The organism is Isosphaeraceae bacterium EP7 (assembly GCA_038400315.1).
Taxonomy (GTDB): domain Bacteria; phylum Planctomycetota; class Planctomycetia; order Isosphaerales; family Isosphaeraceae; genus EP7.
The window spans coordinates 3106406-3127145 of the sequence record CP151667.1; the positions used below are offsets into that span (position 1 = coordinate 3106406).

Below are 20740 nucleotides of genomic sequence, written 5' to 3' on the forward strand. Positions count from 1 at the left end.
GCTATCATTCGAGCTTCTTGACCAGCCTTCGTGCCATCAGGTGGATCATCGCCAGCTTCACGAATGCCTCGCTGCTGGCGACCGTCCCCTCGTAGTCCTTGGACAAACGACGGCATCGGCCCAGCCATGCGAAGCTCCGCTCCACGACCCATCGTCGCTTGACGACCCGGAATCCCGGACCCTCGCGCTCGACGACCATCAGCCGGATCGGGTACGCCCGCCGCCAGGCGAAGACCCAGTCGGTCACACGCCTGTAGATCCCGTCGGCCCAGACCGACTTCAGCCGGCTGAAACGGCCTCGGATCGACGCGAAGACGAGCGTGGCCCCGTCCGGGTCCTGGACGTCGGCCGAGGTGACGACCACCGCCAGGATCAGGCCGAGCGTGTCGACGAGGATGTGCCGCTTGCGGCCATTGACCTTCTTCCATGCATCGATGCCGTGGGGCCCCCCCTTTCGGTGGTCTTGACCGACTGGCTGTCGAGGATGGCCCCCGAGGGCTGCCGACGCCGCCCCTCGGCCACGCGGAGGTCGCCCCGCAATTCGGCCATCAATCGGTCGAAGGTGCCGTCCTTCTTCCAGCACCGGAAGTACCAGTAGGCGATGGTCCAGGGGGGGAGGTCGTGCGGCATTGCCCGCCACTGGGACCCCGTGCGGGCGACGTACAGCAGGGCGTTGACGATCTCGCGGCGGTCGTATTTGGCGGGTCGGCCCCCGGGCTTGGGGGCCGGGATGAATCGGCAGACCTGGGCCCACTGGGGGTTGGTCAGGTCACTGGGATAGCGACGTCGTGTGTCCATGCTCCAAGCCTAGGACACCCTTTCTCAACTCGCTCTTAGAGCATATTTTCGCAGCAATCTGGGCGGTACCCTGGGATCGCCCGTGGGCCGACGTCCCCTGTCCACCATCCGCCGCCGCCGTCGCCGCCCTTCCCGTGATTCGTCATCGTCGGGGACCTCGCGATCGCCACGATCCTCGCAAACCCTCGCCGCATGCGGGAATCCCGCCCCCGGCCCGAGAGGATTGAGACCGGCAGTCCTCCCGACCGGCGAGGGCGTCAAGCTGTGCCGGTCGTGCCGGCTGCGACCGGACGTAATTGGGGACTACCGGCCATGCGTCGCGATGGGTCATAGGGATCGACAGGTGGGATGCGTTCGGGATCCCTTGATTCGTCCCGCGGCCGTCCCTCAGGACCAGGACGACCAATCCCCGCTGGCCAGGGCATGCGCGGCCAGCAGCCCGTTGGTCGTCGCGTGGGCCGCCACCGCGTCGGCCAGCTCTCCCCGACGACGCCAGGCCAGCGCGTAGATCGCGCCGGCCGCCGCACCGGCCAGCCAGCGATCGTGCAGGGCCCCGAAGAGTAGCGACGAGATCAGCAGCGAGGCCCACGTCAGTCGACCCGGCGTCACCCCCTCGAAGTCGGCCGAGATCAGCCGGCGTAGGAGGAAGCCCCGGAAGGCCAGCTCCTCAACCAGCGGCGCCACCAGGACCGAGCCGACCACCCGGGCGATCAGCCAGGGCCAGCCCCAGGCCGGCGGCAGGTCCGCCCACCTGGCGGGGGCGTCACCACCGGGCGCCGTCGCGGGGCCGAGGGCCCCCGAGGCCAGCCAGAGGGCGAAGACCAGCACCCCCAAGGCGACCGCCTCGCGGGAGGCCGCCCGTCGCAGCCCCGGGTAACGCCGGCGGAACCAGGCCAGCGCGGCCAACGCCGCCAGGACCCGGGCCGGGTAGAGCCGATCGAACCCGTCGCTGAAGGCCCCGGTGATCATGGCGGCCGCCACCATCGCCAGCATCGGCATCAGGTAGGGGGCCGAGGGCGTCGGCCGGACCGCGCGGGCCGATCCCGGCCCCCGGCGGAGGGCCCGAGTCCGCCGGGCCAATGCGACCAATCCCAAGGCCACGGCGTTGAACGCCAGCCAGCCGGCCTGGGCGTGGAAGCCCCGCCGGGCCGCGGCGGGCGAGACCCAGGCGCCGACGGCGACCAGGGCGGCCAGGCGGATGGCGTTGGCGAGCCAGATCGCGACGGCGCCGAGCGGCAGCAGCAGCAGGGCCCGGGGGAAGCGGAACCCCCGCCGGTCGACCCAGAGGACGACCCCGAGGTAGACCAGGACCAGGCCGATGCCCTCGTAGCCGGAGCAAGCCGGGGCAATCCAGACGGTGAACCCGTCGATGCCGAGGACCGACTCGGCCGGGCGGGAGACGACCTCGCCGGGGAGCGTGGCCAGGAGCCGGTGGACCAGCCAGAAGGTGGCATGGCCGAGGCCCGGCCAGGTCGCCTGCGCGGCCCATCCGGCGGCGACCGCAGCGGCCCCGAAGCCGAGCCCGGCCCCCAATGGCACCCATCCCGGCCATCGCCATGGCCGACGCGCCGGGGGCACGATCAGGGCGGCCACCCAGAGCGCCAACGAAGCCGCCCCCAGCAGGGCGGAGCCGGCGAGCCAGCAGGCCGCGGCGGGCGAGTCGTGGGGGTCCCCGTGGAGTCGGCCGATCAGGCGCGCATCGAGGTACGGGGAGCCGGCGAGGTCCTCGGTGAGCAGCCAGGCGACGGATCGGGCGTAGGCCAGGAAGGCGACCGGCTGCCCGAGCACGAAGGGCCAGCGGGGGAGCGGCCCTGCGGGTTCGTCGCCCCGACCTCGCCGCCTGAGGGCCGGGACGACGGCGATTGCCGAGGCCAGGGCGGCCGGGAAGGCCGGCTCGACCAGCCAACGAGCCTGCCCGATCCTCGGCTCGGGGATGGAGGTCCAGTGGTAGCGGGCGGAGAGGGCGCCCGCCTCCACCAGGAGCAGGGCGACCCAGGCGGCCCGGCCGGTCGCCCGGATCACTCGCGCCGGAGGCGGTCGAGGAGGACCGCGGTGCCCCCGGCGAGCAGGAGCAGGGCCCCGGGGATCGAGCCGGGGTCGAGTTCCGGGGCGGAAATCTGGCCCTTGTCCTTGTCCTTGCCCTTGCCCTCGTCCTTACCGCCGTCAGCCACGGCCGTACCGCCGATGGCGACCAGGGCTAGCAGCAGAGCGCCGGCCCGCCTCCAGATCACCCCACCCCCATCCGATGTCCGCTGGTCAATCATGACAACGCTCGCTTTCTAATGATTGAACCTGACTGATATTGGCACGGGATTGAGTCTAGCGGCCGCTCCGACGGCCGGCAACAAAAAATTTCGACGCCGATTTTCCCCGCATTGATTGCGCACCACGTCGGCCTGATGGGTGGGGCATCAGGTGGCGGTTGGAGAAGCGGCTTCGTGCGGCGGTACGAGGGGTGTGAGTAGCAATGGAACAGAAAACCGGCGTAATGACCTTGAAGCCGGCCAGTGACAGCAATCTTGCTATCAGTTGATGCCGGCTAGGAAGTGCATCAGTGGGAATCATTGCGACTTACCGTTTATTGACAATCAGGTGGCCAGGTTCTTGCCGAGGAGGGGGAGTTTCGATCCCCTCCACAGCGACCGGATCATCGCCGGCTGGCCACCGAGTCGCTCCAGATGGCCGTTGATGACTCGATCCAGGTCGTGCACGTCTGTGGGCACGAAGTTGGCCATCAGGCCGTGCTTCAGGTGCCCCCAGATGAACTCCACCGGGTTGAGGTCCGGGGCGTAGGCCGGCAGCCGCCCCTGATGCAGGCGAGGATAGCGGGACAGGAACGCCCGGATCAGCGGGCCCTTGTGATTGCTCCCACCATCCCAGACCACGATGACCCGCCCCCGAAGGTGTCGCAGCAGGCCCCCCAGGAATGCCACGACTGCCGCCGCGTCGATGGAATGCGCCGGGTCGGTCCGCCAGTAGAGCCCCACCCGCCGCCGGACCGGGGCGACGCTGATAGCGGCGATCGTCGAGACCTTGTCGCGGTGCCGGCCGAACCCGGTGAGCACCGGCGTCCGCCCCACCGGGGCCCAGGTCCGGCGCACCGTGGGGTTGATGAAGAACCCGCTCTCGTCGATCAGGACGAGGTGGGCGTGCTCGTCCCGGGCTTTTTTTCCAGGCGCGGCCAGTCCTCGGCGGCCCAGCGGGCGATGGCCGGGTTGTCGCGTTCGACCGCCACCACCGCGGGCTTCTGCGGTGACTGGCCGCGTGCCGTCAGCCACGCGGCCAGGTCGTTGGAGTTGAAGCGGACGCCGTACCGCTTGGCGATCACCTCGGCCAGCCTCCGCGTCGTCCAGAGCCGGGTCTTGAAGCCGAAGGCCTCGGGGCTGGCGGCCAGCCAGGAGAGGACCACCGCCTCCTGGCGGCCCGATCGCTTCGGCTTGGGCCCCGGGTGGGGTTTGCCCGCCAGGCCGCCGTCGCCGGAGGCGCGATAGGCGGCCATCCACTTGCCGACGGCCTTGAGCGAGACGCCCAGGAACGCGGCGACATCCTTCTGCTTCCAGCCCTCGTTGACGCGGGTGACGGCCAGTCGGCGTCGGGCTTCCAGTTCGGCGGCGGATCCCCGGGGTTTCATCCCCGAATGCGACAGTCGATCCGACGGGCGTGACAAGTACCGGGTTACCTGAACGTCAATAACAGAAAGCGGAAGCATTTTCGTCCAGATTGGCGATGAGAACGTGCATCTCATCCGCTGCCTGATGGACGAGGTGATAGGTAGCGAAAATTTTTGCGGGCAAATCGCATATTCAAAAACGACTGGTGCTACGGTTACAAAGTTGCCTGGAACATTGGATTACGTGCTTTGGTTTGCAAAATCTTCGAATCATGTAAAGTACAGACAGTTATTTACTGATAAAGCTATCGGCGGTGAAGGATCGGAGAAATATTATAATCTAGAATTGAGATCGGGTGAGAGTCGGCCTCTCACCAGCGAGGAAAAGCGAAATCCTTCAACCATACCTATCGACGCTCGTGTATATCGGCTTAGTGATTTAATGAGTCAGAGCATTGGGAGAGATAAAGGAGAGGGCGCAGCGTGTTGGTTCTCCGTTAGGATTGGAGATAGGGAATTTCTTCCCAGCATACGAAATCGTTGGAAGACCAACGAGGCCGGCATGGGTCGCCTGGTCGCGGCAAAACGAATTCAGGTTACTGGAAACACACTGGCTTACATTAGATTAATTAATGATTTTCCTGCTTACCCAATCACCAACAGCTGGAGCGATATTGGTGGGATACAGAGTAGATCTGACCCGAAAATTTACGTAGTACAAACTGCGACTACTGCCGTCGAACGCTGCATTCTCATGACCACCGACCCCGGCGACCTCATCCTAGACCCAACATGCGGCAGCGGCACAGCGGCCTACGTCGCCGAACAGTGGGGCCGGCGGTGGATCACGATCGATACGTCCCGCGTCGCGCTGGCGCTGGCTCGCACCCGGCTCATGGCCGCTCGCTTCCCCTATTACCTGCTCGCCGATTCGCCCGAAGGCCGCAAGAAGCAGGCGGATCTGACGGCCACGCCGACCGACATCGACGCACCCTCCACGCGACGCGACATGCACAAGGGGTTCGTCTACCGCACCGTACCGCACGTCACCCTCAAGAGCATCGCCAACAACCCCGACATCAGCGAGGGGATGACCCGCGACCAGATTGACAAGGCGATCACCCGGCACGCCGAGTCGGAGACGCTGTATGACCAGCCCTACGAAGACAAGGGGATCGTGCGGCTGACCGGGCCGTTCACCGTGGAAAGCCTGTCGCCCCACCGCAGCCTGCCCACCGGGACTACCGACGAAACCCCCGCGCCCACCACGCCCGCATCCGTGGCGTCGGCCGGCTTCGGCACGATGATCCTGGACAATCTGCGCAAGGCCGGCGTGAAGGGGACGGACAAGGCGCAGCGGATCACGCTCGCCCGGCTCGACCCGTTCCCGGGCGAATTCATCCACGCCGAAGGCGAGACCGACACCGGCACCGCCGTGCGCGTCTGCGTCGGCCCCGAGTTCGGCACGATCGGCGACGCGGAGATCAAGAAGGCCGCGATCGAGGCGATCAGGGGGAGCCGGTGCGAGCTGCTGCTCGTCTGCGCCTTCGCGTTCGAGGCCAGCGTCCACGAGCAGACGGCCGAGCTGACCAAGGAGATCAAGTTCGGCAAGCTGGCCATCCTGCCGGTGCGGATGAACCCGGACCTGGCGATGGGCGACGAGCTGCTGAAGAAGACCGGGGCCGGCAACCTATTCACCGTGTTCGGCGAGCCCGACCTGAAGCTGACCCAGGTCAACGGTCAGGTCACCGTCGAGATCCGCGGCGTCGACGTCTTCGACCCCAGCACAGGCGCCGTCCGCACCGGAGACACCGACGACATCGCCTGCTGGTTCATCGACACCGACTACGACGGCCAGAGCTTCTTCGTCCGCCACGCCTACTTCCTCTACGGCGGCAAGAACACGACCGAAGGCCCCTACGACAAGCTGAAGAAGGCCCTCCGCGCCGAGATCGACGAAGGCGAGTGGTCCAAGCTCTACAGCGCCACGAGCCAGCCGTTCGACCTCCCGACGACTGGCAAGATCGCCGTGAAGGTCATCAACCACTTCGGCGACGAGGTGCTGAAGGTCTACCCGGTGAATACACCTAAATCAAGTTGATCTGACCAATTTGCGGCACACTTGAACGACCGGCGTATCGGCCTTGGCCTGCCTCAGTGCGAAGACGATCGGCTCCTCGGTGAACTTGCTCTTCTTCATCGCTCGGGCCTCCGATCCGAGGCCGATTCTCCCATGACGGTTCTCAAATGCGATGGACTCGATTCCGGGGTCAAGCGCAGCTCAGGAAATTGAAGAGGCTGCGTCCGCGTGATACCGCGGGCCTGACGCCGCCGAACCCGGCGGCTCAGCGGCTCGCATCGGGGCCACCACCCCAGGCGGCCAGGGCGTCCTCTGTGCCGCGGCGCGGGATGCCGTTCTCCTCCAATAGCCCCGCAGTTGCGGCCTCCATCTCGCGCCGCGAGAAGACGAGGGTCTCGGACAGCTCCCCGAAGAAGCGGATGGTCAGATGTTCGCCGGTCACGTCGCGCAGCAGCCCGATCAGGTGGGCGAGATTCCTGACCGGGATCCCGTCGACGTCCTTGACCACCTGGCCGAACGGGTCCTGGTAGCCGCGAGCCATCGCGTGCGGGAGGATCGGTGAGGCGACCACGACGAGTTCCTCCCCCGGGAACGCGACCCGGTCGCCCGCGCAGGTCACCAGCGGGCTGCCCGGCATCGCGGGCGGGTTTCCCTCGGCATACGCCGGGATCGCATCGGCGGCCGCCGGCGAGAAGACCAGCGGGCCGTGCACGAAGTAGGCCGGATATCGGCCCGAGTATGGCCTGATCAGCCGATCGTCCTCCCGGGTCACCTCCATGCCGGCCTCCACCGGCCTGCCGCCGCGTTTCAGGGTGATGGGCACGGCGCCGCCCGTCGCGAGGGCGGGGACGAGGCTCGAGAACGGCAGCCGCAGGCCCCCCCGGGCGTCGACCATGCCCTCGTTGTCGACGATTGAGGGACCGACGTGAGTGAGGACGTCCCCCTTGCGAAGCGAGGTCAGGAGCATCCGCCGATGCGAGTACGCCGAGCCAGGAGGTTAATTCTTGGGAAGCGTATCAGTCCTCGGCGCCGATCACCTCGCCGCCGCTCCTCGTCGAGAGGGCCTGGAAGACACCCCGAGTGGTTCCCTTGGCGACCCGATACGGGCCGGCCGGGTCGAACGTCAGGCCGACGGGCAATCCGGTCCGCGGGTCGTAGGCCCAGGCATTGATCGACTCCTTGAAGAAGCGGACTGAGCCGTCGGCGAAGGCGAAGTTGCAGCCGCCAGGGTGGAAGCTGGAGGTACCGCTGATGTAGGCCGCCATCCTGGGGTCGCTGGAGTCGCCGAAGAGCTCGTCGACCCGCCGGTGGGAGTTCATCGGCCAGAGTGTGCAGAACAGCGTATCACCATAATTGGCCGTAGCCCACCAGTGCCACCAGGTCGCCGAGGACTTGTTGAGCAGGCCGTGGGCGCGCTCGCCGAGCAGGAACGTGTTCGACGTCCCGTCGGTGATGTCAGCCATTCTGGTGCTGCTGGAGAGGTGAAAGAGCCCGTTCATATGGGCCTGCGGGATAGGATCCTGCTGGAACCAGAGCTGCCAGGTGCCGGAGTTTCCCGCGTAGCTGGTGTAATGCATCGACGCATCGCCGGGGTCCAGGATCTGGACGACCCTCCGCTCGGCGACCCCAGGGTCGCTGGGGCACTGGAGGAAATTCAAGCCGACGCCGAAAATCGTCGTGTTGGCCGAGTTGTGCACGTTGCCGTCGAAGTTGATCGTATTGAACAGCGCCTGCTGATCCATCTGGGGGAGGACGGAGACGAAGACGCTGTGATTGCTATACATCCGATTGACATTCGTGAACATCCTCTGGAAAGGGAAGCCCATCGGCATCGTTCCGACTATCTCCGTGTAGTGGACCGTGGCGAGGGCCAGCTGTTTGAGGTTGTTGTTGCACTGCATCCGTCGGGCGGCTTCTCGCGCCGACTGGACGGCCGGCAGGAGCAACCCGATCAGGACGGCGATGATGGCGATCACCACGAGTATCTCGATCAACGTGAAGCCTCGTCGCCGCCGGGGGAGAATCTTGGCCATAGCACTCTCTCCTCACTTTCCAGAGGAACGGGGCGGGGGGTAGCCGGTTAACTCGGACAGATCAGCGTCGGGGCGAATTCGGGCGTGGTCGTCGAACAGTGGTCTTCGATACGGGAGGCCCCGACGCGTCGCGGCCGGGGAGGACCATCACCTTGCTGGTGGGCCGGTCCCGGGGCGCGTCGACCGATCCGAGGCCCTGGGGGCCGCAACCAGGCGCGGCGGGCATCATCGCCATGACGACGGCAATCGTGATCCACCACCGGAATCTCATCGCGTGCCTCCCGTCCATGGCGACCCGTCCCATAACTTCAAGAACCCGTCTTGGTCCGCCGAGGCGATTGTCCGTCCGTCCGGGCTGAACGCCACGCCCCAGACGTAGTTCGGATGACCTCGCAGAGCGATTAGCTCCTGGCCGGCATCGACGTCCCAGATCCGGACGGTGTGATCGGCGCTGGCCGAGGCAAGCCGCCGCCCGTCGGGGCTGAAGGTGACGCCGGTGACCCACATCTTGTGCCCTTTGAGTGGCCGGCCCTGGGGGCGACTGTTCTTGGCATCCCAGATGCGGAGAGTCCCGTCGGAGCTGGCCGATGCGAGCTTCCTGCCATCCGGGCTGTAGGAGATCCCTTTGATCAACTGCTCGTGGCCTTCGAGCGCCGCGAGGGGGCGCCTCGACTCCGCGTCCCAGACCCGGAGGACCTTCCCGACGGCCGCCGCGATTTGCCGCCCGTCGGGGCTGAAGGTCACATGGGGCACCCCGGCTTCGAGTCCTCCGATCGTTCCCAGCATGCTCCCCGTGGCTACGTCCCAGACGACCACGTCACCACCGGGACTGCGGTATTCCCCGCCGGCGGAGGCGAGCCGCTGCCCGTCGGGGCTGAAGGCCACGCTCCAGGCGACCCCCCTGTGGGCCCGCAGGGTATGGATCGCCAGGCCGGTCGCCGCATCCCAGATCATCACCTCGCCCGGGCGATCGGACTGCTTCCAGTCCCCCGCGGCCGAGGCGATCCTCCGGCCGTCCGTGCTGAACGCCACGCCATAGACCGGGGCCGAGTGGCCGGACAGGGTCGTTAGCAGCCGGCCCGATCGCACCTCCCAGATCCTCAAGGCCTGATCCATGCCGGCCGAGACCAGGAGCCGGCCGTCGCGGCTGAAGGCCACAGCCGACGCCCTCGAGGAGTGTCCGGCCAGGGTCCGGGCCTCCGGGGTGGCCTCCGCATCCCAGACCTTGACCGTGCCGTCCTCACCGCCGGTGACCAGGCGACGGCCGTCGGCGCTGAACGCCAGCCCGAAGAACGGCCCGCGGTGGCCTCGCAAGGTGATCAAGACACGACCGTTCTCGGCGTCCCAGATCTGGGCGGAGCCATCGTCGCTGGTCGAGGCGATCCGTCGGCCGTCGGGGCTGAAGGCGACCCGGTTCACGCAGCTCCCGTGGCCCCGATACGCCAGCACCTTCCGATAATCGCCGGCATCCCAGACGTGGACCATGGCATCGTACCCCCCGGCCGCGATCCGAGTCCCGTCCGGGCTGGATGTCACGGACATCGCGCCCCCCTCGACCGGCAGTTGACTCAAGACCTTGCCCGTCGCCGCGTCCCAGACCCAGACCTGGCCGGGCTTCCGATCGGGGTCGGCGAGGTTAGACTTTCCCACGAACCCCACCAGTCGCGAGCCGTCCGGGCTGAACGACGCCGAATAGCTGGGCTCGTCCGGCACCGGGATCATGAGCCGTTCCCGGCCCGTCTCCGCGTCCCGGACCTGGACCCAGCCATCCGGCACGGGATCGCCACTCGAGATCACGATCTCCCGGCCGTCTCGGCGGTAGGCCACATAGCCGTCGGCGTTCATCGGCCCCAGGCCCATATCGATGATCGCGCGACCGGTCGCTACCTCGTGGACCAGGAGCTTGGAGGGCTGATGAATCGAGCCGCAGACCGAGGCCAGCCTCGTCCCGTCGGGGCTGAAGGCCACCGCGCAACGCCCCGCCCCATGTCCTCGCAGGGCCCTGATCTCACGCCCGGTCGCCGAATCCCAGATCCGGACGACGCGATCCAATCCTCCCGTGGCGATGAGCCGGCCGTCGGGGCTGATCGCCACCGAGTAGACGAGGCCCTCGTGGGCCGGGAAGGACATCAGCTCGGTGTGAGTCTGGCGCTTCAGGTAGTGACGTTCCCAACCCCAGTTGTCCTCGGGGCACTCCTCCAGCAATTCCTCCGTCCGGGCCGGGTTGTTCTCCCGGAGTTCGCGATCGGCGGAGAGGATCCGGTTGAAGTAGCGGACCTGGCGCTCGGCCTTCAACGCGAGGTCCTTCTCGGCATAGGCGATCGTTAGCCGAGAGTGGTAGGTCAGGGCGACCGCCAGCCCGACCAGGGTCAGGGCCGCCACCCCGCTCATGCCCACCAGCGACGCCGCCGCCGGGTGACGCCGAACCCACTTCGCCGCCCGCTCCGCCGCGCCCGTCCGCCGCGCCAGGATCGGCTTGCCCTCCAGCCACCGCTCCAGGTCGTCGGCCAGGGTCGCCGCCGAGTCGTACCGCCTGGCCGGCCCCTTCTCCAGGCACTTTAGGCAGATCGTCTCCAGGTCCCGGTCGACCTTGGCGTTGATCGCCGATGGCCGCTCGGGCGCCCGCTCCCGGACCTGCTCCAGCGTCTCCAGGAGCGAGCTGCCGCGGAACGGCGCCCGGCCGGTCAGGCAGGCGTAGAGCACCGTCCCCAGCCCGTGGACATCGGACGAGGTCGTCACTGCCCCCCGACGCCCGCTCGCCTGCTCGGGGCTCATGTACGGGACGGTCCCGGCGATCTGGCCCGACTCGGTCGTCAACTCGACGCCGATCCGCATGGCCAGGCCGAAGTCGGTGACGTGGGGGCGGCCCTCGGCGTCGATGAGGATGTTGGCGGGCTTTAGGTCGCGGTGCAGGATGCCCCTCTGGTGCGCGTGGTGGACGGCCCTGGCAACCGTGACGACCAGCCTGGCCGCGGTCCGGGGATCGTCGCCGTAGCGGGCGAGCTGGCGGTCGAGGCTTCCCCCCTCGACCAGCTTCATGCTGAAGTAATGCTGGCCCTTGTGCTTGCCCACCTCGTAGATCGGCACGATGTGGTCGTGGTCCAGCTCGGCGACGGCGCGGGCCTCGGCGTGGAGCCGCTTGATCTCCTCGTCGTCGGCCAGCCGTCCGGCCAGGAGCATCTTCAGGGCCACGACCCGGCCCAGGCTGACCTGGCGGGCCCGATAGACCCGGCCCATGCCGCCGCGGCCGATCGGCTCGATCAGCTCGAAGTCGCCGAAGTACTGGACGCGAGTCCCCGGCGGGAAGGCGTCGGCTCCATTGACGCCCGGCGGCGGGGACGGGGAACGGCCCGGCCCCTCGGCTAGCGACGCGGTCGCGCGACCGGAGGCGACAGTCGAGGCCGAGGCCTGGCCAACGGTCTCTGCGCGGGCGTCGGACGTCCCGACCATCGCGGCGTCCGGGGTGTCCTTATCGGCTCCGGCTCGGATCGAGTCAGGCGGGACCAACCGGGCCATCTCGCCCTGGTCGGAGAGGAACTGGAGGAGGTCCGGCTCCAGGTCCGGGTGCTCGGCGAGCCAGACGTCGAGGGTGGGGGCGCGGCCGGCGTCGAACGACTCCAGGTATTCCCCGATGACCCGCTCCAGCCGCTCCCGCCTCTCATCGCTGTCAAACTGTTCGGTCGGCTCCATCACGCCTCCCCTCTGGACTCTCCAAGCATCTGCCTCAGCGCCCGCAGCCCCCGCTGGAGCAGGCCCCCCACCGCCGCCGTGCTCCGACCGACCTCCTGGCCAATCTCGGCCATCGACATGCCCCTCAAGTACCGCAGCTCCACGGCCCGTCGCTGGTCGACGGGCAGGCGGGCCAGGGCATCGGCCAGGCGGAACAGCCCCTCATCTCGCTCCATCCGGCTCAAGGGAAGCGATTGACCGGCCGCCAGCCAGGCCTCCAGCCGCCGCGAGGATCGCCCCAGCGCCTCGTCCAGCGAGCGTTCCCGTCCGGCCGCCCCGTCGCCGTACTTCCGGGCCGCGTCGACCACGGCCCTCGCCAAGATCATCCTGAGCCAGGCCGCCTGCTCGCCATGGGTCTTCCCCCGGAACTGGTCCCGCTTCTCGTGGGCCTTGAGCAACGTCTGCTGGACCACATCGGAGGGGTCGAGCTGGCCCCGGAGCCGGCCGTCGATCTGGAGCCGGGCGAGCAGGAGGAGATAGTCGCGATAATCTTCGAGCGGCGGCACCCGGTCGGCGTCGAGTGTCATCGCTCCCCCTACAGATAGAGACGGAGCCGGCTTGTAAATTCAGCGCGTCTCAATAATAAAATATCCGAATCGCACGGCTTCAGACGGTGGAATGGGGTTCGCCGGAATTTGGTCGGCGGGAGTATGAGAGGGGTTATGAAGCTGAGGACACGTCGATCCGGGTACCTGGGCCGGGTGGCTTCGGCAAAGCATATGGATATCATCGACTTCGCCATAGGCGAGAAGTAAAGACGTCAAAGCGTAAACCTACAAGGCCCATCAGTTCAATAGGCTACGTGCGAATCCCGATAATTTGGGACGCGTCCTGCCGTCCGGCCCTGGGCCGGGTAGAGGCCCACGCCATCGGGACGACCGCGGTGACCGCCAGGGTCACCGCGACTGACCTGCCCCGGAAAGTTGGACCAGCTAAACGAGAGCTTTTCGGTCGGATTGACCCGCTGACCCGACCCGGAAAGTTGGACCAGCTAAACGAGAGTTTTCCGGTCGGACTGACCCGCCCCGGAAAGTTGGACCAGCTAAACGAGAGTTTTCCGGTCGGACGAGGCGTTCAGATCACTGGCCTTCAATACGGCGAAATCCCTCGGGGCCAGGTTCCCCAGGGCGCCGTGCGGGCGGACTTCATTGTAGTCGACCCGCCACGATTCCACCCGCTCCCGGGCGTCTTCGAGGCTGGTGAAGTAGGTCTGATTGAGGCACTCCTCGCGGACGCGGCCATTGAAGGACTCGATGAAGGCGTTGTCCGTCGGCTTGCCGGGGCGGCTGAAATCCAGCGTCACGCCGTTCAGGTGCGCCCACAGGTCGAGCATCTTGCCCGTGAACTCCGGGCCGTTGTCCACCCGCAGTGCACGCGGCGCCCCTCGGGTCGAGGAGACCTCCGCCATCACCTCGGCGACCTGCCCGGAGGTGAACCGCGGGGCCACTCGCATGGCCACCGCCTCGCGGGTGAACAGGTCGAGCACCGTCAGGACGCGGAGCTTGCCGCCATCCGAGAGTGCGTCACTCATGAAGTCCATCGCCCAGGCCTGGTTGGCCGCCTCGATGGCCGGCCGGTCGTCGCGATGGCGAGAGCTCACCCGTCGCCTCGGGGCCTTCCGCCGCAACGTCAATCGCTCCAGGCCGTAGAGGCGATCGACCCGCTTGACGTTGATGGCCCAGCCCTCGCGTTCGAGCAGGATGTGCAGCCGGCGGTAGCCGTATCGGACGCGGCTGGTGGCCAGCTCGCGCAGCCGCAGCCGGAGGGGCTCCTGGGCGTCGCGGGTCCTCCGGTAGTGATACGTCGACCGCGGGTAACCGACGACCTGGCAGGCCCGCCGCACGCTGACGCCGAAGCGGACGGTCAGGTCCGCTACGACCGCCCGTCGCTGCGGCGGGCTCAGGATTTTTTTGCCAGGACGTCCTGGAGCATCTTCTTGTCGAGGCTGAGGTCGGCGACCAGCTGCTTGAGCTTCTGGTTCTCCTCCTCGAGCAGGCGGAGCCGCCGCACCTCGGGGGTGCCCAACTCGCCGTACTTGACCTTCCAACGGAAAAACGTGGCCTGGCTGACGCCCAGTTTGCGGCAGGTCTCCTCGACCCCCAGTCCGGACTCGGCCTGCCTCAGGGCGAAGGTGATCTGCTCGACGGTGAACTTCGACTTCTTCATGGGCCTGAGCTCCTGAAAACCCGAGGCCTCATCGTATCCGAACTCTCAAGTGCGATGGCCCAGGAAATCGGGGGCACGTCAGAAATCGGGGGCACGTCATTTCAGGCGGATGGCGACCGATGGCGGGCCCGCTTCATATCAGCCTAGATTAGAGATGCCGTTCGTTCGATCCGATAAAATTCGCTCCGGGCATTCCGGCGGGATTCCCATCCCACAGTCAGTCCAGGGTCCTCAAGGCCCCGGTCGCCTCGGCCGGATGCCCGGTGCAGCCAACATCCCATGGACGATTTCGGATCATGAGACTGATCGACCTGAGCACCGACGAGCTGAACCGGGCCCTGGCCTCGGTCGATCGTGGTCGAGTTCCCGGGACCGACATCGCGGGGGATGGCCGGCTCGGATGATGGAATCCTGCTCGGCTCGACGTCGATCACCGGCCGGCCGCCCGGACGTCTGATCCGACGCGAAACCTCCCGCGTGTTTCTCGCCAAAGTTCGCGGCTGCTCGCCGTCGAGGACAACACGGACACGGCCAAAGGCCCGACGAGATTGCTCCAACTGTGCGGGCACGACGTTCGGATGGCCCCTGACGGCGATCAGGTCGCCCGGCAGCTCCGTGCCGAGAATTGCCGCAAGGACGCAATCATCACTGCAGTGTCGGGGTGCTGCCAACCCGAGGACCTCCGCCACTCGAAGGAAGTGGGCTTCGATCGGGACCTGACCTGGCGGAGCCCCTGGATGACGAAAGGAAGTGGGCTTCGATCGGGACCTGACCTGGCGGAGCCCCTGGATGACAAGGTGCCGACGACGCGGCTCACGTCGACCGGCGGTTAGCCCGCGTCAGGCGTGGAAGGGCCGTCCATTCGCAACCCAGGGGGGGAAATCTGAGTTGCGTTCGACGTCGGCATTGTCCCTGTATTCCCGGGATCTCCGTCGTCCACGGAAACAGGGGAGTTGCCAGATGAAACACCCGGCATATCATGACCAAATTCTCTGACGCTAATTTTGGCTGCTCTTGTGTGGTTGGGATGTCCGGGACAAGATTGATCTGGAAGACGCGAGACGTCCCCGGTGTGGCCGCTCGCCGGGTACGGGTCTCTGAAATGGGGACTTGATTGGGACCGATCCAAGCCGGCGATTGCCGGCATCGAATGCCATCGTTCAGGTTTCCGGCGGGCGTAACCAAGAGACGGGACATCGGCGAGGAATCTCTGCAATGTCGAGGCGATGGAACATCTTGGTTTTGGCCGTTGTGGCGATCGGCGGCCTGGCCATCGGTGCCGCAATCTCGAGCCCCGAGGCGTGGGAGCGATGGCGGGAAAGGTCGGCGGGGAAGGCCCCCCAGGCGATTCCGGCTCGCCCTCGGGACGGGTCGAACAATTCGATTCCGGACGCCCGATCTCGGCCCACCTCCGACCTGGCCGAGGCCGCCTTGGACGGTCATCGCCCCGCCCTCGAGCATTCGAGACCGGGCGAATTGGGGCATGCTGACGTGAGGATGAAGCTGTTAGTTCCCGCCTATTTCTACCCGGCGGGAAAGTCGCTGGACGATTGGGAACGAATCTTCAAGGGAGCTCTGCGGACCCCGCTGACCATCATCGCCAATCCGAATTCGGGCCCGGGCGAGACGGAGGATGCGAACTACCTCGCGGTCATCCACAGGGCCGCGTCATCCCAGATTGCAATCGCGGGATACGTCGATACCGGGTACGCAAAACGGCCCACGGCCGAGGTCCGGGCCGACATCGAGAAGTGGATCCGCTTCTATCCGGAAATCGGGGGCATCTTCCTCGATTCGCAGTCCCCGCGGGCGGAGCATGTCGATTACTACGCCGCATTGCGGACGTTCGTCGCCGAGAAGATCTCCCGCGGGTTCGTGATCACGAATCCGGGCACGACCTGCGCCGAGGAGTACTTCTCGCGGCCAGCGACGGACGTCGCATGCGTCTTCGCCTCGCACGAGCCATTCGACAACTTCCGGCTCCCTGCGACCTGGAGTGGGCGTTACCCGAGCAAGAACTTCGCGGCGATCCCGTACGGGATCGAGGGCGAGGCGGCCATGAGAGGGTCGATCAGGCAGGCGGCCAGTGGACACCTGGGGTATATTTACGTCAGCGATGCGAAGTCGCCCAATCCCTGGGACCATCTCCCGCGGTACTGGGAGGCCGAAGTCGACGCCGTACGCCGCGTGAACCAGAGGCAAGCGCCGTAGGTCTCGGGGCCCGACCGGAGGTTCGTGGTACGTCTTGGCGAGACGGGGAGGGGCCGAACTCGATCCGAGACCGAGCCCATCCAGCCCCGACGATCTCTTCAACTCTTGCCGGGCCCCGGCCTTTGTTCGGTGCAAACGGGTCGCCTCAACCTTCTGACCTCGTAATCTCTGCGAGTCGGTGAACGATGAGATCGGAAATCTGGTCGCCTCCCCCACGCCCGATCCCCGGTTACGAGATTGTCAGGCCGCTCGGCGGTGGTGGCATGGGGGTCGTCTACCTGGCCCGTCAAATCTCGCTGGGCCGCGTCGTTGCGATCAAGCTCCTGGCGAACGGCCCCGACTCGAGCCTGGTCAGCTTGGCGAGACGGTTCCGTCGCGAGGCGGAATTGATGGCCAGGATACGCCACCCTAACATCGTCTCCATTCACGAGTTCGGCGAAGTTGACGGCCTTCCTTTCCTCGTCATGGAGTATGTCGAGGGGAACGACCTCCGGCATTCGATGGTCGAGGGGACGCCACTCGAGATCCTCCAGGTCCGATCGCTGATCGCCCCGCTGGTGTCGGCCCTCGACTGCTTGCACAAGCACGGGATCCTGCACCGCGACTTCAAGCCGGAAAACATCATCATCGGGCCGGGCTTCACCCCCATGGTGTCCGACTTCGGGATCTCCGTGGAATACGCCACGGCCGGGTCGCTGACCAAGGGGGACCAATGGTTCGGGACGATTGGCTACGTGGCCCCCGAGCAGCAATATCGCCTTAATGTCGACGAGCGGGCCGACCAGTACTCGATGGCGGCCGTCATGTACGAGGCCTTGACCGGCCAGAAGCCACTCGGCGTCTTCAAGCCACCGTCTCAATTGAACCGGCGGCTCGACGAGCGCGTTGACGAGGTGCTGATGCGGGCCTTGCAGGAGGATCGCGACGACCGATTCCCGACGATCGTGGGATTCGGGACGGCGCTCGAGGCCGCGCTCGCCCCGCCGCCCGCCCGTCGACCGCCTGCGGGACGGCGATCCCTGCGAATCGCCGCGATCGCGCTGCTGCCCCTCATCGGCATCGCCTGGTGGATCCTCCGCCATCGGGAGGTCGTCGTTGTCAGCAAACCGGGCAAGGGCGTCGCCACCCGGCTGAGCAAGTCATTGGACCTGTCGTTCGTGTTCATCTCCCCGGGCGAGTTCACGATGGGATCTCCCGATTCGGACCCACTCGCGAGCGTCCATGAGATGCCCCCGCATCCCGTGAAGATCGCCCGTTCGTTCTATCTGTCCACCTGCGAGATCACCGTGGGACAGTTCCGCCGATTCGTCGAGGCGACCGGATACCGCAGCGATGCCGAGGCCCAGGGGCGAGGCGGGTATCTCTACGACGCACAGCAGGAAGCACTCCTCCAGCACCCTCACTACCTCTGGAGCAGCCCGACCGGGGACAAATCGCCCGATGATGACGAGCCCGTGGTGCAGGTGAGCTGGAACGACGCCGTGGCGTTCTGCGCGTGGCTCTCGAAGGCCGATCGCAGGACCTACCGGTTGCCGACCGAGGCCGAATGGGAGTATGCGTGCCGGGCGGGCAAGAACGCCCGTTGGTGCATGGGCGACGATGTCGGAGAACTCGGGACCTACGCCTGGACCGAGGAAAACTCCGGAATGGCCGCCCATCCGGTCGGGCTCAAGCGCGCGAACGACTTCGGCCTCTACGACATGCATGGCAACGTCTGGGAGTGGACCCAGGATCGCTTCGCCTCCTATGAGGGAGCCCCGGCGGCCGCCCCGCCAGGCGCCGCGCCGCCCGTCGAGCGTACCCTTCGCGGGGGCTCCTGGGAAAAGGGCGAGCTGATGCAGACCCGATCCGGGGCGAGGCGTGACTCGCCCCCAGATTATGCCTACTTCACCTACGGCTTCCGCGTCTGCGCACCGCTCTGAAGCATTCCCGCCGTGGCCTCCGAGGGGAGCTCGACCGTCCATGGATGCACCTCACCATCAAGAGGTTTTGCGTTGCCTCTTCCGGGAATCGAACGACGCGTTCTTCCTCTTCGACCCCGAGAGCCTCGTCGTCCTGGACCTGAACCCGGCGGCCCTGCGGCTGACCGGCCTCGATCGCAAGACGGCCCTCCGCTCCCGCGTCACCGAGCTCTTCAGCTCGGACGATCCGGTAGGCGTCGAATCCCTGATCGACGCCTACCGCAACACGGGCGTCTTCCATTCGAGGGAGGGCTATTATTTCAAGCGGCCCGGCTCAACCCCGCTCGCGATCAACGTCAGCGCCAGCCGGATCCACACGACCCCGAAGTCAATCGGCCTGGTCGTGGTCCGCGACATCAGCGAGCGTCGCAAGGCCCAGGAGGTGCTGGAGCGATTCTTCCAGTTCTCGCCCGCCCTCTTCGCCATCCTCGACGACGACGGCCGGTTCCTCAAGGTGAACGCCGCCTGGCCTGAGACCATGGGATATTCGGAGGAAGAGCTCCGATCGGTCGAGGCCATGGCGCTCGTGCCCCCCGAGGATCGAGAGGCCGCGCGGCTGGATCACGTCGAGCCGGGTCCGCAGGGGCCGACCACGCGCGAGATCCGGTTCCGCCACAAAGACGGCGGCGACCGATGGCTCGCCTGGAGCTCAGCCAGGGGCGATGGGTTCAACTATGCCGTGGCATTCGACGTCACGGGCATGAAGGAGGCCGAGGCGCTGCGGCGCGCGAAAGAGTCGGCAGAGGCCGCGAGCCGGGTCAAGGGCCAATTCCTCTCGAGCATGAGCCACGAACTCCGGACTCCCCTCACGGCGATCCTCGCCCTGGTGGACGTGCTCATCGCCGACCCCTCTTTCCGGCGGATCTCCGAGGATCGCGCCATGGATCTCCTGACGATCCGCAGGAACGGCGATTATCTCCTCCAGCTGATCAACAACGTCCTCGACCTGGCGAAAATCGAGGGCGGCACGTTGACGGCGGCCCGGAGCCCCTGCGACGTCGCGGAGATCATCGCCGGAGTTGCCGAGTTGCTGAAAGTCAGGGCGGACGCCAAAGGTCTCACCCTGACGGTGGTCCCCCCCGCCACTCCGCCGCCCACGATCATGACCGACCCGACCCGACTGCGGCAGATCCTCATCAACCTCGTCGGCAACGCGATCAAATTCACCGAGAATGGGGGAATTCGGATCGAGGTCGGTGCCGGGGCCAATTCGTCGCTTTATCTCGACGTGACCGATACGGGGGCGGGCCTCTCGGACGAGGAAATCGCCGGCCTGTTCCAGCCATTCCGACAGGTTCGAGACTCGCAGGGGAAGAGCCCCGCGGGGACCGGCCTCGGGCTTGCAATCAGCCGGCGACTGGCCGAAACCCTGTCCGGCACCATCTCCGTCGTCCGCAGCAAGCGGGGGATCGGCAGCACTTTCCGGTTATCCATCCCGGTGCAGGATCCTGACCGAGAGGCCTGGGCGGTGGGGGCGGCCGTGGCGACTCGCACCCCGCCCATCCCGCCGGCGGCGGCAGAGACCAGGCGAACTCGAATGCGGCGGATCCTGCTGGCGGAAGACAATCCGGACAATCGGCGGGCCGTGAAGCTCAGGCTCGAGATGGGCGGGCTGGAGGTCTCCACCGCGCAGAACGGCCAAGAGGCCTATGAGATCGCCCTGAGGTCGAACGCCGACGGGCTCGCCTTCGACGTGATCTTGATGGACATGCAGATGCCGATCCTCGACGGGTTCGAAGCGACCCGACAGCTCCGGATGAAGGGTTACGAAGGCCCGATCGTGGCCCTGACGGCGTTCGCGTTCGAGGAAGATCGCGAGGAATGCATCCGCTACGGGTGCAACGATCACGTCGGCAAGCCGATCGACTGGGACCATCTGTTCAGCCTGATCGATCGCCTGAGTTGATCGAACGGTCGAAACCCGGCGGAAGGTGGCTCGGAACCTCGGGGTGGATGCGTCGCGCCCGTGTCCCTGTCCGCTGGCGGTGAGGGAGCACTGCCTTTGCTCACCTCCGGTCTGATACAACGTGGGCGGGCCGGTGGCGCCATCGGTCCAAGGCAGATGGGCGAACGCCCTTCCGGCCTGGCACCGCGAGGCAGGCGAGGCGATTGGCACCGGGCTCAGGCTCGATACCTATGAGATCTTTCGACC

General features: G+C 66.6%; 14 protein-coding genes. 4 read left to right on the forward strand and 10 right to left on the reverse strand.

All coding sequences use genetic code 11. The features are described 5' to 3' along the window. Positions 1-4 precede the first annotated feature (4 nt). The 5 genes from EP7_RS12020 to EP7_RS12040 form a co-directional block, all read right to left on the reverse strand. Positions 5-798 (reverse strand): IS5 family transposase gene (locus tag EP7_RS12020; RefSeq protein ID WP_463528092.1). Its coding sequence is split into 2 segments (ribosomal slippage): positions 5-450 and positions 450-798, totalling 795 coding nucleotides; the frame shifts between segments, so codons are not numbered across the junction. Positions 799-1185: 387 nt separating this feature from the next. Continuing rightward, positions 1186-2820, reverse strand: a complete 1635-nt coding sequence (gene xrtE, locus EP7_RS12025) for an exosortase E/protease, VPEID-CTERM system (RefSeq protein WP_463528093.1) — start codon at positions 2818-2820, stop codon at positions 1186-1188. Next, entirely contained in the window at positions 2817-3029 is a 213-nt protein-coding gene (locus EP7_RS12030) for a hypothetical protein (protein ID WP_463528094.1), read from the reverse strand. Before EP7_RS12030 ends, xrtE begins: the two co-directional genes overlap by 4 nt. A gap of 357 nt (positions 3030-3386) precedes the next feature. After that, positions 3387-3899, reverse strand: a complete 513-nt coding sequence (locus EP7_RS12035; RefSeq protein WP_463527636.1) for a transposase — start codon at positions 3897-3899, stop codon at positions 3387-3389. Between the two features lie 32 nt (positions 3900-3931). Then, the gene (locus EP7_RS12040) at positions 3932-4429 is read right to left on the reverse strand and encodes a helix-turn-helix domain-containing protein (RefSeq protein WP_463528095.1); all 498 of its coding nucleotides are present in this window, start codon (positions 4427-4429) and stop codon (positions 3932-3934) included. A gap of 76 nt (positions 4430-4505) precedes the next feature. Here EP7_RS12040 and EP7_RS12045 point away from each other — a divergent pair, with 76 nt between their 5' ends. Continuing rightward, entirely contained in the window at positions 4506-6509 is a 2004-nt protein-coding gene (locus EP7_RS12045) for a DNA methyltransferase (RefSeq protein WP_463528410.1), read from the forward strand. Positions 6510-6753: 244 nt separating this feature from the next. Here EP7_RS12045 and EP7_RS12050 read toward each other — a convergent pair whose 3' ends face one another. The 5 genes from EP7_RS12050 to EP7_RS12070 all read right to left on the reverse strand — a co-directional run bounded on the left by EP7_RS12050 (position 6754) and on the right by EP7_RS12070 (position 14416). Further along, positions 6754-7383 (reverse strand): PDZ domain-containing protein, encoded by a 630-nt coding sequence (locus tag EP7_RS12050; RefSeq protein WP_463528096.1) that lies wholly within the window; start codon positions 7381-7383, stop codon positions 6754-6756. Between the two features lie 121 nt (positions 7384-7504). Beyond that, positions 7505-8521 (reverse strand): DUF1559 family PulG-like putative transporter, encoded by a 1017-nt coding sequence (locus EP7_RS12055; RefSeq protein ID WP_463528097.1) that lies wholly within the window; start codon positions 8519-8521, stop codon positions 7505-7507. Positions 8522-8788: 267 nt separating this feature from the next. Further along, complete coding sequence (locus tag EP7_RS12060; protein WP_463528098.1) at positions 8789-12211, reverse strand: protein kinase domain-containing protein; 3423 nt, start codon at positions 12209-12211, stop codon at positions 8789-8791. Then, the gene (locus tag EP7_RS12065; protein ID WP_463528099.1) at positions 12211-12777 is read right to left on the reverse strand and encodes a sigma-70 family RNA polymerase sigma factor; all 567 of its coding nucleotides are present in this window, start codon (positions 12775-12777) and stop codon (positions 12211-12213) included. The genes EP7_RS12060 and EP7_RS12065 overlap by 1 nt, the downstream gene beginning before the upstream one ends. 515 nt (positions 12778-13292) lie before the next feature. Further along, positions 13293-14416, reverse strand: a protein-coding gene (locus EP7_RS12070; protein WP_463527923.1) for an IS3 family transposase whose coding sequence is annotated in 2 segments (ribosomal slippage) — positions 13293-14161 and positions 14161-14416 — 1125 coding nt in all. Because the reading frame shifts where the segments join, the coding sequence is not laid out codon by codon here. Between the two features lie 1497 nt (positions 14417-15913). Between EP7_RS12070 and EP7_RS12075 the strand changes: the two genes are divergently transcribed. From EP7_RS12075 to EP7_RS12085, 3 genes are all read left to right on the forward strand, one after another. Next, a complete protein-coding gene (locus tag EP7_RS12075) occupies positions 15914-16627 on the forward strand; it encodes a spherulation-specific family 4 protein (protein ID WP_463528100.1) in 714 nt (237 codons plus the stop codon). A gap of 185 nt (positions 16628-16812) precedes the next feature. Continuing rightward, the gene (locus EP7_RS12080; RefSeq protein ID WP_463528101.1) at positions 16813-18549 is read left to right on the forward strand and encodes a bifunctional serine/threonine-protein kinase/formylglycine-generating enzyme family protein; all 1737 of its coding nucleotides are present in this window, start codon (positions 16813-16815) and stop codon (positions 18547-18549) included. Positions 18550-18589: 40 nt separating this feature from the next. Continuing rightward, positions 18590-20494: a PAS domain-containing hybrid sensor histidine kinase/response regulator gene (locus tag EP7_RS12085; protein WP_463528102.1), complete on the forward strand. Its 1905-nt coding sequence runs from the start codon at positions 18590-18592 to the stop codon at positions 20492-20494. Positions 20495-20740: the final 246 nt, after the last annotated feature.